The organism is Streptomyces sp. 8N616 (genome assembly GCF_052246385.1).
In the GTDB taxonomy this organism is placed as follows: domain Bacteria; phylum Actinomycetota; class Actinomycetes; order Streptomycetales; family Streptomycetaceae; genus Streptomyces.
On record NZ_JBQQBY010000041.1, the window covers coordinates 17558 to 32345 of the forward strand.

The window sequence follows — 14788 nt, forward strand, 5'->3', positions numbered from 1 at the left end:
GAACCGTGAACGGACCCGTACCCGATCTGCGTCCACTCACCATCGCCGTCGTCGGCGCCGGGCCGCGCGGTCTGTCAGTCCTGGAACGACTTGCCGTACGGCTCAGGGAACCGTCTCACGCCGGACGCCCGGTACGCGTCTACGCCATCGACGCGGTCGAAGTCGGAGCCGGTCGCATCTGGCGGACCGACCAGCCGGACTGGTTCACGATGAACACCGTGGCCGGGCAGGTCACCATGTACTCGGGCCACCCCGACGACGGCCCCGCCCGCCCCGGAGCCGGTCCCTCCCTGGGAGAATGGATCGCCGAACGGGCGCGCACCCACGGCGAGCAGGCCCTGGGCCCGGACGACTACGCTTCACGCCTGCGCTACGGCCAGTACCTGCGCTTTGTCCACCGTTCGATCGTCGACCACCTCCCGGACACCGCCGAGCTCGTACCCGTCCGCGACCGGGTCACCGCCCTGCGTCCCCGGCCAGGCGGGGGTTACCTGCTGGAACTGGAATCCGCCGCCGGTCGACTCGGCGCCGACAAGGTCGTCATCGCTACCGGTCACCCGCAGAACGCACCTGGCACGTTCGAACAGGACATGCTCGCGTTCGCCGCCGACCGGCCCGGCGTCCACTACGTGTGCGCCGATTCCGCGGCCGACCTGGACCTCGGACCGGACATCGCTCCGGCCGGCACGGCGGTGGGAATCCTGGGGATGGGCCTTTCCTTCTACGACGTGCTCCTCGCCCTCACGGTCGGCCGTGGCGGCACCTTCGCCCCCGGCCGGAGCGGGACCCTGCGCTACCTCCCCAGCGGGGCCGAGCCCCTGCTGGTCGCTGGTTCCCGTAGCGGACTCCCGATCCCGGCCCGTGGCCGGAACCAGAAGTCGCCGCAGTTCAGCCACCGTCCGCTGTTCCTCACCAGCGACGCGCTGACACAGACACGTAAGCGACGTGACGCGGCGACGGGCAGCCCCCGCCTGGACTTTGACGAGGACGTCCTGCCCCTCCTGCTTCAGGAGGTGGACCACGTCTACTACACCGCGCATGTACGGGCCCGCGCGGGCGCCGCTGCTGCTGAGGCCTTCGCCCGCCGTCACGCCACGCTGGTGTTGACCGGTGAGGACCGTGCCGGTCTCCTGGAGAGCGCCGGCATCGGTGACATACCCCCGCTGGACCTGAGGGCCCTCGCCCGGCCGTTCGGTGACCGTTACTTCCCCGATCCGGAGGCGTTTCGAGGGGAACTCCTCGGCCTCATCCACCGGGACCTCGCCGAGGCGGACCTGGGCAACAGCGACGGCCCGCTGAAGGCCGCGCTCGACGTACTGCGGGACATCCGCAACGTGGTCCGCGAGGCGGTCGACTACGGCGGGCTCCGGCCGCGTTCGTACCGTGAGGCGTTCCTCCAACGATTCCTGCCGGTCAACGCCCTACTGTCGGCAGGACCACCGCGCGCACGAGTTCGCCAGCTCGTCGCTCTCATGGAAGCAGGCGTGGTCGACATCGTCGGACCCGCCGCCCGGTTCAGCGCCGATCCGGCGTCCGGGCGGTTCCGAGTCGAGTCCCCGCAAGTCGGCCGTTCCGCCCGGACGGTCTCGGTCCTGGTGGACGCCCGTATCCCCACTCCGCGGCTGACGCTGGACACCTCCCCCCTGACACGGCAGCTGATCGCCGACGGGCTGATCCGTGAGTACGTCGTGGAGGACGCCCGCGACGGCCACCGTCTGGCCACCGGGGGGCTCGACGTCACCCGAGCGCCCTACCACGTGGTGGACGCAGCCGGACAGGAGCGGGAGGACCTTTACGCCCTGGGGATTCCCACCGAGCACACCCGCTGGTTCACCCAGGTAGGCAGCAGCCGCCCCGGTGTCCAAACGCTGTTCTATCGGGACGCCGACGCCATCGCGGTGGACCTGCTCCGCCGACCGGAACCCACCCGGCAAGTCGTCGGAGCGCTGGCGGAGGCGTACGCCAGTGCGGGAGAGCGGGCATGAGCGGGCCGCACATCACACCGGGCGACCTCTTCCGCAACGCCAGGGACCTGCTGCTGGAGCATGGCGAGGACCTGGAGATGGCGCACCGCGCCTTCCGCTGGCCCGAACTGACGGACTTCAACTGGGCCCTGGACTGGTTCGACCCACTGGCCCACGACAACCCCGCCACCGCCCTGTGGTTGGTCACCGACTCCGGTGACCAACGGATCTCCTTCGCCGAACTCCACCGTCGCTCCGACCAGGTCGCTGTCTGGTTGCGCGGCCGGGGAGTCCGCCGTGGCGACCCCCTGCTCCTGTTGCTCGGCAACCGCCCTGAGCTGTGGGAGACGATGCTGGCCGCCATCAAGCTCGGGGCGGTGGTGGTACCCACGTACACCACGGCCACCCCGGCGGACCTCGCCGACCGGCTGACCCGGGCGGACGTACGGCACGTCATCGCCGAGGCCCAGCTCACCGCACGGTTCGCCGCCCTGCCAGGCGAGTGGAACAGGATCTGCGTCGGCGGTCGGCGTCCTGGCTGGACCCCGTACGAGGAATCCTTCGACGCCGCTGCGGACTTCCGCGCCGACGGCCCGACTCCGGGCGGTGATCCTCTTTTCCTCTACTTCACCTCCGGGACGACGTCACGTCCCAAGATGGTGTGCCACACCCACATCAGCTATCCGGTCGGCCACCTGTCCGGCATGTACTGGAACGGCCTGCGCCCCGGCGACGTGCACCTCAACATCTCGGCACCCGGCTGGGCGAAACACGCCTGGAGTTCCTTCTTCGTCCCCTGGAACGCGGAGGCGGCGGTCGTGGTGCTCGCGCCCTCCCGTGGTGATGTGCCCGGCATCCTGGACGCGCTGCGCACCCGCCCGATCACCACCTTCTGCGCCCCGCCCACGGTATGGCGTGGCCTGGTACGGCGCGGGCTCGGGGCCCGTCCCCCCCGGCTACGGGAGGTAACCAGCGCGGGAGAGCCGCTGGATCCGTCCGTCTTCCACGCCGTACAGGACGCCTGGGGCCTCGGCGTACGGGACGGCTACGGGCAGACGGAGACGACCGCCCAGATCGGCAACCCACCGGGCCGGCCCGTCCTACCGGGCCGGATGGGCTGGCCTCTGCCCGGCTATCGCGTCGCGGTACTCGACCCCGAGACAGGGCAGCCTGTGCCCGAGGGCGCCGTCGGCGAACTGTGCGTCGACCTCGCCGACCGGCCGACGGGCGTCATGGCCAGCTACGCGGGAGATCCGCGCCGGACCGCGGCCGCCTTCGCGGGCGGCAAGTACCACACCGGAGACCTGGTGGTCCGCGCTTCCGATGGGAGCCTGAGCTATATCGGCCGAGCGGACGACATGTTCAAGTCCTTCGACCATCGGATCTCCCCTCTGGAACTGGAGCGGAGCCTGCTGGGGCACCCCGCGGTCGCCGACGCCGCCGTCGTCCCAGTACCCCACCCCATCGGCCAGTGGGTCCCCAAGGCCGTCGTCGTGGCGGCGGCAGGCTGGGCTCCCGACCAGGACACGGCCCGAGCCGTACTGGCTGCCGTACGGCGCGACCTGCCGGCCGAGAAGCATGTCCACGTGGTCGCCTTCGCCGATGTACTACCGCGCACCGTCTCCGGCAAGATCCGCCGGGCCGAGCTACGTGCCTCCCACGCACGGTCCGGCCCGGAGTTCCACACCGACGACCTGTTCGACACGCGACCGGATGCGACCGCCGCAGTGGTCGACTAGGTCCGGTCCTCGACCCCGTCCCGGTGGTGCGGTCCCGCCCTGACCCCGCATCATCGGGACGGACCATGGGATCGTTGGCGACGGGGGGCGAGCCACCGTAATCGCCGGACGCCGCTGATGACGGGCTTGCGCTTGCCTGTTACAACTGACCACCGCCCAGGAGGCGTTGCTCAAAACGTACGAAAGATGCCGACGCGGCCGGGAGAGCGCCCCTCGGCACTGCCGGGGCAGGCCCAAGGCCACATGCCTGGCGCACCCTGCCCAACACCAGCCCGCGAGCGCACACCGCTGACACCGGGTGTGCGCGGAACCGCCGCCGACGGCCCACGCCCAGCCGCTCGGCCGAGTCGGCCACCAGCTGGTCGCCCACGCCCGGCGTCTGCCGTCCGGGGCATGGCAGCGGCAGGTCGCCCTGCGGGACGATGCCTTGACATCCACGACCACCGTGCCGGCCCTGGCGGATCAGTGCCCAGCCGATAGCCGCGTACCTACGGACGCGGCCATGACACAGATGGCGATGAACAGCTCGCTCACGAATGAGTGACGCACTCCGTGCCGTGGCGTGGATCGGCCAGCCTGACCAGCTGCTCCGCCACCGGCAACCCGAGGATCACCCTCCGGCACGGGGGCTTCACGAGACAGGGCGTGACAGACTGGCGGCAAACTCCCTTGGCTACTAGCGACTTGGGAAGATCGCTCACTCCAATGGAGACATGGAGCTGACGCGTGCCGCCTATCAACACGTCGAAGAAGTGCACGATGCAGGCGCCACTGGGCGGAATTCGGTCAGGCACAGCCACACCCAGACAGGCGTAGGTTAGTCCTCGGCCACAATTAAGTCGGTTCCTGCTTCGGCCTTCGCGGTCGACCCAGTGGACTCGCCGGAGACGGTGCGGCCTCCCTTGCTTTAATTACTCAGTGCCAGTTACCCCCCACCCCCACGGAAGGACACTGTCATGTCCTTGAACGGCACCCTTCAGCCAGGTCCTGTCGGATTGAACGTCACCAACCTGGACCGCTCACTTGAGTTCTACCGTCGTGTCTTCGGCCTGGAGGTACACAGTGAAGGACATGACCCTGGCTGCGGTTTCGCCTACCTCACGCTCCAGGGTCGCGTAGTGGTGACCCTATGGGAAAAGAGCAGGGGCAACTTTCCACCAGCGCTGCCCGGCCTCCACCACATGTCTTTCCAGGCCGACTCCGTTGAGAGGATCCACTGCATCGAGAACGTCCTGCGCAGGTTGGCCGTCGAGTACCGCTACAGCCGCGCCGTCTCCCACGCCGAGGACCCGGCCCAGGGCGGCATCTTCTTCACCGACCCCGACGGCATCCGCCTGGAAGTCCACGCATCCCCATCCCAGGACGCCCCACCGCCCTCGGCAGCCTGGGCTGAGTCAACTTAAGCGGCCCTGGCACGAAAGCGGTGGTGATGACTGCCGTCGTGGTAGCGGCTCGTTGTCGTTTGATGTGGAACTCCTGGAGTCTTCCCTCGGCTCGCCCTGGTGCATGTCCAACATGTGGGCGTGAAAGGACAGGTGGTTCGGGTGGTGACCCGGATCCAGGCCGATCCGGTCGCGTGCCCATAGTGCGGGCATCCGACTCGGCAGGGGGCACGGGTATCACAGGCGGCAGCTCGCGGATCTGGCGGTCGGTGGCCGACCGGGGTGATCGAGTCCCTGCCAGCCTCAACACATCGACTTGACAGGGGGAAAGTCGGCCCCCCCATGCCGGGCCATCGCGCAGCATGGTGTTCCGGTTGGTGTCACGTCAGGACTTCAGGGAGCCAGGCCCGTTCGGCGTGGCTGGTGGCGCGGGCGATGATGAGCATGCCACCCGGCAGGGGCGTCCACATCCTCCAAGAAGCTCGCTGGCTGTTCCAGGAATTCCAGCCGCCCGCGCAGCACGGCGTGCTGGTCGGCGGTGTCGGGGACCTGGGGACGACAACGAGCAGGGTCAAGCCGAAGCCCACTCATGAGCACACGGATCGAGTGCGTGACGCACCGGTCCAGGCCCCTGGTTTGGGTTGATGTCCGCCGAGGCCGCGAGAGCGCGGCAGCCCTTCGGGACGACCAGGCCATCCTCTATAGAGGATGTCTGATCGATGTTCCCCGGCCAGCAGCCATCTTGAGGCGTCGTCGTACTGCTGGCCACGTTGGCCAGTGTCGCCGCGATTTCACTACGGCTTTCGGTCTCGACCCCGCAGGCGTCGTCGAATTCGACCTTCCAGCCCACCCGTTGCTCCCCCACCCCGATCGACACACAGCCCTGCCCGCGAACTGCCCTAGGTGTCGATTACGTCACACGGCGCGAGCGAGTGTAGCCACGCAGCGCACGTGGCGGCCCCTCAAACTGGCAAAGTTCAAGGCGTACTTGAAGGGGAAGCCGTACACCACCATCGACCGGCGGCCCAGTCCGGCGCCACCCGCGTGATCACGGCTCCAGCGATGCCGGCAGGCAGCGCAGTGCTGAGTGCAGGAGGGATCGGACCATTCCGGTCTCCTGCCCCACGGTGGTAGCGACGTCGCGGAGCGGGTAGTGCAGGACGCAGTGCAGGGTGAGGATGTTGTGCTGCGCGGCGGTGATGGTCAGGACGGCGCGCCGGACCGCGAGCGGCACGTTCGTGGAGTCTTCGGCGTACAGGAGTCTGAGCAGTTGGTGGCGGGTCGGGCTGATCCGGGTGGTGAAGGTCTGCCATGCGTGTGCGGTGGAGTTGGGGCAGCGCAGGATCCGCGGCCAGGTCATGGCCAGGTCTCCGAACGCTTTGCGGACGGCGTCCGCGGCGGCTGCTGCGTCTTCGAGATGTATCTGGGCGTAGTCGAGGTAGATGGGTTGGTGCAGCGAGCAGAAGGCCTGGAATTCCGGTGGCATGGTCAGCGCGGGCTGCTCGACGGCGCTTGGCGCGGGAGGATGGCCTGGTGTGGGCAGCCGACGGCCAGTCGGGGCGCTGGCCGCCCATCTGGTACGGGCGGGAGTTAAGGGCGAGGGCCGGTCGTTGCCCTGGCGGAGCGTCAGGTTCATGGTGTTCCCCCTGAGTCGAGGCGGCAGGCGGTCAGGGTGGCGCCGCGCGGTCGGCGCGGCGCCACTGAGGCCGGGCCACGAGGGCCTTGCGCTATCCGAAATGCTCGGCGTGCCAGGGGCGCGCCGGGCCGGTAGTGGTGCTGGAAGGGGCCGGGATGCGGGCGGCGTGCCACAGCGGCTGGATGTCGGCGGGCCGTCCGTGGAGGGCGTGGACGAGGCGGTCGACGGTCTTCCAGTCCCCGATGCGGGAGCCGCTGAGCAGTCCGGTGACGTCTTCGACGCTGAGCAGCCCGTGGCTGGCCTTGCGGATGGTGTCGGGGTCGGGCCGGGTGGCGGACAGGTGCAGGCCGCGCAGGGCCGCGTGGAAGGTCCCGGTATCCGCCAGGCCGCGGGGGGGTGTAGGCACCGGTCCCGGTGGCCTGGTAGGTGAGAGCTGACACCGCTTGTCGGTCAGCGGGGACAGCACCCGGTGTTGCCGGAGAACGATGTAGCTGGGTTTTGACACCACACGTGCGGTGAGAAGCATCGAAGTGCTCTGTGCGATGAGCGGGCGCCGGTGCCACCGCAGTCCAAGGAGTTGATCTGGAGGCGAGATCCAGAAGGGCCCCTGGCACCAAGACCGCTCCAGACCGCCTGAAGGCCAGTAGTACCCACGGGATATGGCACAGATGGCACCGCCCCGACATGCAGCGCCCCCGCCAAAGATTGGAGCAGCACCACATGTCACACGCCAAGCGCCTCCTGTGCTTCGGAGACTCCCTCACCTGGGGCTGGGTTCCCGTGACCGAGGCAGTTCCCACCCGCCGCTACCCTTTTGCCCAGCGGTGGACCGGCATCATGGCAGCCGAACTCGGAGACGTGTACGAGATCGTCGAAGAAGGCTTAAGCGGGCGTACCACCAACGCTGACGACCCCACCGACCCCCGGCTCAACGGCTCTCGCTACCTCCCCTCCGCCCTGGCCAGCCATCTTCCCCTCGACCTGGCCATCCTCATGCTCGGCACCAACGACACCAAGGCGTACTTAGGCCGCAGCCCCTTCGATATCGCCACCGGAATGTCCGTGCTCGTCGACCAGGTGGCCCGATCGGCGGGCGGCGTCGGCACCAGCTATCCCGCACCCAGGGTCCTCGTCGTGGCGCCCCCGCCGCTCGGCGAGATACCCAACCCCTGGTTCGCGGAGGTCTTCAAAGACGCCCAGGCCAAGACCACTGAACTCGCGCGTCACTACCAGGCCATGGCGGACTTCACCGGAGTCTCTTTCGTCGATGCCGGACAGGTCGTCACTACGGACGGCGTCGACGGCATCCATTTCACCCAGGCCAACAACCAAGCCCTGGGCAGTTCGTTGGCCGATGCAGTCTCAAGGTTGCTATAGATCTCCAAGCCAGGGTCATCCTGGCGAGGGAGGAGTCCATGCCATCCACGCGCACACCGTAGGCGTCGGCGAGGAGGAGGCGGTGGTGCCACGGCCGGAGACCACATCGAGACACGGCAATCCACAGGATTCCACCACGACTCCTCAGGAGTAGCCGACGTGTGCTCCCCCAGGCCCGCAGCGGTACCGCTGTCCGTCACGTCGCCCACACAATCCTCGGGTCCGTCTTGTCCGTCACCACCCGCCGCCTCGTTGCTGCTCAACGGGTTGTCCGCAGTGTCCACGACTTCACCGCGGACAACCCTGCCTCCGTGGTCAACGTCCTGGTCATCACCGTTGTCGTGGACGGGAAGGCCCATCTGCCGACGCAATCGGGACAGCTCCTCGGCGTGCGCATCAAGCCTCTCGTCAGCCCGCTCGAGGGCCTGGTCGTACTCGTACAGCGGCGGCAGCCCGGGATGCGCCGCGTCCTGGACGTCCAGAGCGCGATCGTCACGCTCCTCCATATCGCTGCGCCGATCCGCCTGCTGCTGCAGTTCCTCCAAGTCGCGGCGGCGCTGTTCGGCCAGGTGGTACGCCGCGATACGGATGCTCTCGGCCTCCTCCCGCTCGCGGCGCGCCCTGGAAAGACGGTCCTCGGCCTGCTGCAGGCGCTGCTCGGACTCGGCCAGCTGCCGCGCGATCCCGTCCAGAGCCTGGGTACGGGCCCTCTCCACGGCCCGGTCGCGCTCCTCCTCGAGCACCCGGCACCGGTCCTGCAAAGCCGCCACCACCTGCAGCAGCGTGTAGACGACCTGCTGGGTCCCCATCAAGGTCCCCTGCGCCTGCAGCTGCCCCTTGCGTGCCTCATCGAGGCGCACCTGTAGCTCCGCCACCGAGCCGCTGGCCTTCGGCGGCGGCATCACCTTGCCCATCGACGCCCGTTCGGCTGCGGCCAGCAGGTCTGTCCCTCGCGGCGCCGTTGCTCGCGCAGCTGAGGCTCAGGGATCAGTTCTCTGACGAGGTTGTCCAGGAGCCAACTGGGGATCAGCTTGCGCCCTTTGAGGAACTCGCCCCACTGAGTGCGCCCGTACTCGAACCGTTCCGCCAGATCGCGCTGGGTCAACGCGCGCGTGAGCTGCCGCAGCCACGCGGCAAGCGCTTCGGCCTGTGGCGTGTCGCCGTCCAGCGGGCCGGGCGCTGTCCCGCTTTCGCCATGAACCTGTCCCTCTGTCCGCGGTCAACCCGGGGGTTGTCCGCCCTCTTCCTGCACGAACACGCTTTGCGGAGGCGGACAATCACACCAGCTCGCACCCTCGATCTCCAAGTTGCCTACTCAACAAGGGAATTGGAGTCATCGTGCGTCGCACCAACTGGGCCTACGCCGTTGCCGCTGTGCTCGTCCTCGCCCTCCAGGCCGGCTGGGACCCGGCCGATATCCGCAACCTCGCCGTCGCGATGTTGGTCCTGATCGCGCTGCTCCACGCAGCGGGAGGCGACCGCGGATGACTCAACGGGAAGGGGACCCGGTCGAGCGCACCGGGCAGGGGGAGACCTCGATGACCTGGCCGAGCGGATACAGTCGTCGAAAGGGCGCCCGGAGCCAGCCTCAATGGCTCCGGGCGCCCCTACACGCTCAAGCCCCGATCGTCAGGAAGTGTGCTCCGACGGCAGGGCCCGTCGAGGTACGCCTGCAGAGTCGCCTTGTCCAGTTCCCCGTCCATGGACAACGCGCTGCGCAGCGCGCGACCGGCGACCTTGGCGGGACGCCCGGGACGCGTTCACCGCACGGCGGGAGTGCTACTCGCCGGAACAGGGTTGGACGCTGATCTGTGCTCACCGTCGAGGCCGCCGCCCACGCCGGCGCCTTCCTGCAGCGCAACGCCTACGACCCCGACGCCGCCCACGCCGACCGATCGGTGCGCCCGCCACGGGGGAGCGTGGCGGACGCACCGCTCTACCCTGACTTCAGGGTAAGAAATAGCAGGTCAGACGGGCTTTTCTCATTTTGGCCAGTCGCGAATCAGGGCGTTGGGGACTGGCGGTCGGTCTCGCGATTCCCGTGCTTGTCGCACCGGGCACGGACCAGCTCTTGCTGATTCCCCATCAGCGATGTGGCCCATTCCAACCCCTGAGTCGGTCAGCACTGGCGGACTGCTCCTCGCCCAACGCCGCCGCTGGAGTTGTTGGCAGCGCGCCGACTGGGGCTGGGCTACGCGATCGATGAACGCAGACCTGTCCGACGCATTCGCTGCCAGTTGGTCCCACTGTTCACTTTGGGGACGTGGACTGGAGCGGACCAGCAACCCACGGCTGCTGTCTGACCAGCCTCAACGGCCGCCGAGAGCGCTGACGGCACATGCTGACGAAACACACTGGCCTGCTGAGGACTGAACGACGAAGCACACGAACCGTTCCCCGTTGTGCATGCGCGTTGGGAAGCGGAACGCCAGACAAGGGCGAAAAATAGATGTTCAGACGTGAATCGGGAAGCTGAAAATGTCGTGGGAGAATGTGCGCAGAGATTTGGATCGAGCTTCTACTGCGGAAAGTTCTCGCGGGAACATTCAGCTACACATTTGAAGCGGAAGATTCGCAGCATCGCGTGAGTACAAATTTGGGCTTCAAAGTTCGACTTCACCAGGATTGGTAATGGGTATACTCTGTAGCCGCGTTGCGAGCCGGGATGCCCGTGCTCCAGCTACCAGTCCACATGAGTGGACCCCACGTCGGTGCCCGATCAGCGATGACGTGGGGTCGCAGGCGTGGACCACGATGGGCCTAACCCTGCTGCGGGTTGGGCCCGTCAGCACGTCAGAGCCCCATCCATGAGAGCCAGATGCGGACCGCGTAGTACACAGCCTGCAGGACTCGGACCGGGATCAGAAGCGCATCCGCGACAGGTTGCCGCTTGGTCCTCGCCGGGTCAGTCGTCCCGTCGGACGGCGTTCCGGCTGCCAACCTCAACCTCCCCTTCAACCGATAGGCCCAGGCGCCGCACCGAAGCGGTACGACGCGTGGGGCCACCGATCGAGTCGGATAACTGCCCTTAGAAGCGGCCCTGTTATCGATCCCGGGCCCGCTCCGGGGACCACTTCTCGAATCGGTAGGAGCGTTGACACGAACGTGGTTGATACACCTCCGGCTGCCCCCAGAATTCGTAACGCGCACGCCATGCAATTCACGGGGCAGAAGCCGCAGGTCAGCCGCATAAATGCGGCTCAACCGGGAGCTGATAAAGCGAGTCGCCGTTGTGCTGGTCCTCGACAGGATCGGGCGATCACGGTCCCGTGCGACGCCGGCCCTGCCGCGGTCACCGGGGAGGCCCAAGCCGCCCAGGAGGCTTCGGCGGCAGCCGGCGGGCCGGATCAGGGCCTGCGGCGCACTACAGCGCGGGCGACGCGGGCGAGCTCCCGGAGCACGTGGGGGACGTCGGCCGGGCGGGCCCGGCGCAGCGCGAGGCAAGCGATGGTAGTGAAGGCGGCGAGCGCGGCCACGACGATGACGGCCAGGACCGCGGCCAGCAGCAGGGCGGGGGAGTTCGGCTCAAACACGGTCAGTCCGGCGCACCATCGGGGGCCGCTCGTGCGCCGTACTCCTTCGCCTACGCCGGTGAAGTCTCCTCAAGTGCGGCACCCCGCCCCGGCCCGCGGGCGTTCAGCCTCCCTCTCCACCGCGCGGTGATGAGTCGCGCGGCCGTCGTCGACGGTCGAAAGGTGGTGCCGGGCGCCAGCCTGCCCGATGCGGGGCCGGCCGCGTGCGAGGTACGGCGCCTTCTCCGGATCCGCGGAGAAGACCCGCACACGTTCCTGGCCCTCGTCCAGCGGGGGTGTCGCGTCGGATAACCTCCCCTTACCCGATAGGGCAAAGCCGACATGACGGCCTTATCGGGAGCAGCTCATAGACAACGTTTTGGAACCTGCCGCATCGGCCGACCCGTACGCGCTCGTGCTGCGGTGGGCCGAGCGGCACGGCGTCGACGCGGCCCGCCACCTGGCCGAGGCCGAGGACCTCGCCGACGCGGTGGCCAAGGAGATCACGCCGGACAACACCGTCGACACGTACGCGAAGTCCTGGCGGGGATGGGAACGCTTCTGCGCTGCCACCGGCCTGCCCGTCACCGAGGGCAGTCGCGGTGCCCAGGTCGCGTACGCGACCTGGATGCTGCGGGAGGGTCGACAGGACGGCACCGGCTACGCCCCACAGCCGCCAAGACCCATCTGTCCGCGACCGCCGTCGGGCTGCGCGGCCTGTCGTCCAACGTCCCGTCGCCCGTTCGGGCAGGTCACGCCCGGTGATGCCGGTGCGAATCTGTAGACCATGCCGTTGACGATCCGCCGGTCCTCGGCACGTGGAAGACCGGTCCCGGCCCGGGATATGAGCGGGGCCAGCAACTCCCACTCATGGTCGCTGAGTTCATGTCGACGCACACGACCATGATCCATCACTTAGTGATCTTTGAAGACGGACCTAGTTCAACAAGAGCTAGAGTCCGGGGGGTTGCTCCCGGCAAGCCACCCCAAGGCCCACTCCCCCGGCGGGGGCCTTCGCCGTCCCCCGCCAACACCCGGCCGACTCCGCAGGGGCGGAGTCCGACACTCGCCGATCATGGTAGGTTCCTGAACTCGATATGCCGTGGGCATGTCAAAAGTATGGGTGAAAGGAACTCATGCGTTTCAAACGAATAGCCTTAACCGCGACATGCGTGGCTGGTGTGATCGGAGCGCTGCTCTCCAGCGGGGCATCCGCAGCGCCGCAAGGTAACGAGCGAACCGTCGTCACGATCACTGAGACTGATGGGCTCGGCGGCCCGGAGAAGAAGAACCGCCCCGCTGGGCAGGCGCCGTTCTCTGACTCCGTGAAGGAGCGGAAGAACCGAACACCCAAGGACACGACGGCCGAGTACAAAGAACGCCTCAAGCTTCTGACGAAGAAGGACAGCAGCGACTCGGACGGCATGTCCACGCAGCTGATGACGACCGAGACGACATCGGCAGCCGGCTATCGAGCGACCATCACCGATTGCCAGACCCTGAGTCTGGCGGAGCGCCCTGGGGGCTTCGCCATCGACCACTTCTCGTGGTGCAAGCTCGGCTACTACAAGCTCAAGAAAGAACTCTGCAACGACTCAGGCTGTAAGACCGTCGCGGAAGCCAACCTGCGCGCCAGTACCGTCGGGAACGGCAACAACGGCGTCCGGGAGATCACGTACGTCACCCAGCTCGACCAAATCCAGATCGTTACTGGTGACGCAGCGACCATGGTGGTGCAGGCAGGCATGAACTGCACTACCTACGGCAGCGCCGTGTGTACCGCCGACACCTTCAACGGGCGTACTGACACTCTCGCGGGATGGATGAACTTCCCAACCGTCCACTTCAAGTACACCTCCCCGGAGCCGGGCACGACGCTCGGCGGCACTGACCAGATCAGCCTGTACGACTTCGACGGCTACCTGCAGCTCGTAGGGGGCAACAAGCTCGAGAACGGCAGGAACGGGTTCCGCTGCGACTCCGCCACCTACATCCCCAGCGCCGCAAAGGGATGCGTGTTCGACCTGACCACTGAGCTGTGGTATGACCTCGCCGTCAACAACCCTGAGGTCGACGCCACCGCGAAGCACATCGACGACGCCCAGTACCGGCCCGAGATGACTTTCCCCTCATGGACCGGCAAGACCGTCCCCGGTGCGATCACCAGCGGTGAGACCTTGAACCGCGTCTACCACGACCAGGCTCTGAGGGACGCTAACCGCCGCAAGGCGGTTTCTACCTGCAAGACCTACTACGGAGCCGACTACGCCACCTACGGCCAGGACTGTGACGAGTACCCGTTCAGCTCCACGCTGCAGGGCGCCGCATCTGGGAACGACCGCTACTCGGCTCGCGCGCTGCCGTCCGCGGACAACCAGAAGGCGGGAAGCCTGTTGTCTCAGTGGTACTCAAACCAGCGCATCATCGACAATGACCCATTCTACGTCTTCATCCAGGGAGGATCGGGCTTCCCCATCTGATCCACCCAGGTCCCCTACTCGGCCCTGAAGGCGGTGCCCGGCAAAGGACTCCCTCTGCCGGGCACCGCCATGAAAGGCTCAGGACATGCCCGACGCGCCGAACCCGACAGCTTCCCTCACGGCCGAGCCTCGCATCGAGTACCGGCAGTTCATGTTCTGCGGCAACGCAGGAGAGGTGGTCCTCCCTGGCCCGCGGCACGAAGACAGCCAGATCATCAAGACGGGGGACTTCGGCCTCATCCTCCACACTGGCGGCAACGACTTCTACCCCACGGTCCACGTGGAAGCGTGGCCGACCGAACCACCCGAGCAAACCACCAAGTGGGACGTCGTTGAGGAAATTGACATCAGCGTGCCCAGCGGGAAGGTCATGGTCCGGGAATGGGATGGCGGCCCCGCCAGCGACCCGCTACATGTCGGCCCCCCCGGCAGCTACCGCTTCCGCGCCCACAGCCGCGGCCGGAATGAAGCCGCAGCGCGTGTTGGACACGACCTGTACTACCACGGCGTTGAACAGTGGCTGATACAGCTGTGGCCTGCCCGGTAACCAGCCCGACCATCCAGCTCCCGACCTCTCCCGTCCGGGGCATTGCAATGCGCGCGCCGGAGGCTCCGCGCCCAGCCCCCGTACCGTCAGAACAAGCCAGGGCGCAGTCAGCGCTGGCATCACGTCACGTTGATCCGCAGCTGGTACCGCT

At 67.5% G+C, this 14788-nt stretch carries 12 protein-coding genes and 1 pseudogene; 9 read left to right on the forward strand and 4 right to left on the reverse strand.

Annotated features, from left to right (window positions below; all coding sequences use genetic code 11):
• Nucleotides 1-5 precede the first annotated feature (5 nt).
• The 3 genes from ACTWQC_RS29695 to ACTWQC_RS29705 all read left to right on the forward strand — a co-directional run bounded on the left by ACTWQC_RS29695 (nt 6) and on the right by ACTWQC_RS29705 (nt 5106).
• Nucleotides 6-1985, forward strand: coding sequence for an FAD/NAD(P)-binding protein (locus ACTWQC_RS29695; RefSeq protein WP_443318926.1), 1980 nt, complete (start codon nt 6-8; stop codon nt 1983-1985).
• A complete protein-coding gene (locus ACTWQC_RS29700) occupies nt 1982-3703 on the forward strand; it encodes an AMP-binding protein (RefSeq protein ID WP_443318927.1) in 1722 nt (573 codons plus the stop codon). Before ACTWQC_RS29695 ends, ACTWQC_RS29700 begins: the two co-directional genes overlap by 4 nt.
• Nucleotides 3704-4659: 956 nt before the next feature.
• Nucleotides 4660-5106 carry a VOC family protein gene (locus tag ACTWQC_RS29705; RefSeq protein WP_443318928.1) on the forward strand — a complete coding sequence of 149 codons (447 nt, stop codon included), beginning with the start codon at nt 4660-4662 and terminating at the stop codon, nt 5104-5106.
• Between the two features lie 359 nt (nt 5107-5465).
• Here the strand turns inward: ACTWQC_RS29705 and ACTWQC_RS29710 are convergent.
• The 3 genes and pseudogenes from ACTWQC_RS29710 to ACTWQC_RS29720 all read right to left on the reverse strand — a co-directional run.
• Nucleotides 5466-5634 (reverse strand): annotated as a pseudogene (locus tag ACTWQC_RS29710) (PadR family transcriptional regulator); the annotation flags it as partial.
• Nucleotides 5635-6133: 499 nt separating this feature from the next.
• Nucleotides 6134-6721, reverse strand: coding sequence for a hypothetical protein (locus ACTWQC_RS29715; protein ID WP_443318929.1), 588 nt, complete (start codon nt 6719-6721; stop codon nt 6134-6136).
• A gap of 91 nt (nt 6722-6812) precedes the next feature.
• The gene (locus ACTWQC_RS29720; protein WP_443318930.1) at nt 6813-7127 is read right to left on the reverse strand and encodes a hypothetical protein; all 315 of its coding nucleotides are present in this window, start codon (nt 7125-7127) and stop codon (nt 6813-6815) included.
• A gap of 314 nt (nt 7128-7441) precedes the next feature.
• Here ACTWQC_RS29720 and ACTWQC_RS29725 point away from each other — a divergent pair, with 314 nt between their 5' ends.
• From ACTWQC_RS29725 to ACTWQC_RS29735, 3 genes are all read left to right on the forward strand, one after another.
• Nucleotides 7442-8098, forward strand: coding sequence for an SGNH/GDSL hydrolase family protein (locus ACTWQC_RS29725; RefSeq protein WP_443318931.1), 657 nt, complete (start codon nt 7442-7444; stop codon nt 8096-8098).
• 227 nt (nt 8099-8325) lie between these two features.
• Nucleotides 8326-8964 carry a hypothetical protein gene (locus ACTWQC_RS29730; RefSeq protein WP_443318932.1) on the forward strand — a complete coding sequence of 213 codons (639 nt, stop codon included), beginning with the start codon at nt 8326-8328 and terminating at the stop codon, nt 8962-8964.
• 472 nt (nt 8965-9436) lie between these two features.
• Nucleotides 9437-9586, forward strand: a complete 150-nt coding sequence (locus ACTWQC_RS29735) for a hypothetical protein (RefSeq protein ID WP_443318933.1) — start codon at nt 9437-9439, stop codon at nt 9584-9586.
• Nucleotides 9587-11445: 1859 nt separating this feature from the next.
• On the opposite strand, the gene ACTWQC_RS29740 is transcribed toward ACTWQC_RS29735, so the two are convergent.
• Entirely contained in the window at nt 11446-11631 is a 186-nt protein-coding gene (locus tag ACTWQC_RS29740; protein ID WP_443318934.1) for a hypothetical protein, read from the reverse strand.
• A 358-nt stretch (nt 11632-11989) separates the two neighbouring features.
• Here ACTWQC_RS29740 and ACTWQC_RS29745 point away from each other — a divergent pair, with 358 nt between their 5' ends.
• From ACTWQC_RS29745 to ACTWQC_RS29755, 3 genes are all read left to right on the forward strand, one after another.
• Entirely contained in the window at nt 11990-12394 is a 405-nt protein-coding gene (locus ACTWQC_RS29745; protein ID WP_443318935.1) for a hypothetical protein, read from the forward strand.
• Between the two features lie 388 nt (nt 12395-12782).
• Nucleotides 12783-14090, forward strand: a complete 1308-nt coding sequence (locus ACTWQC_RS29750) for a NucA/NucB deoxyribonuclease domain-containing protein (RefSeq protein ID WP_443318936.1) — start codon at nt 12783-12785, stop codon at nt 14088-14090.
• Nucleotides 14091-14175: 85 nt separating this feature from the next.
• On the forward strand, nt 14176-14637 hold the full coding sequence (locus ACTWQC_RS29755) for a hypothetical protein (protein WP_443318937.1): 462 nt from the start codon (nt 14176-14178) through the stop codon (nt 14635-14637).
• The last annotated feature ends 151 nt before the right edge of the window (nt 14638-14788 follow it).

Coding starts and splice junctions, on each gene's coding strand:
- ACTWQC_RS29715 (WP_443318929.1), bottom strand. CDS start 6,721: ATGAACCTGACGCTCCGCCAGGGCAACGACCGGCCCTCGCCCTTAACT.
- ACTWQC_RS29725 (WP_443318931.1), top strand. CDS start 7,442: ATGTCACACGCCAAGCGCCTCCTGTGCTTCGGAGACTCCCTCACCTGG.
- ACTWQC_RS29755 (WP_443318937.1), top strand. CDS start 14,176: ATGCCCGACGCGCCGAACCCGACAGCTTCCCTCACGGCCGAGCCTCGC.
- ACTWQC_RS29700 (WP_443318927.1), top strand. CDS start 1,982: ATGAGCGGGCCGCACATCACACCGGGCGACCTCTTCCGCAACGCCAGG.
- ACTWQC_RS29705 (WP_443318928.1), top strand. CDS start 4,660: ATGTCCTTGAACGGCACCCTTCAGCCAGGTCCTGTCGGATTGAACGTC.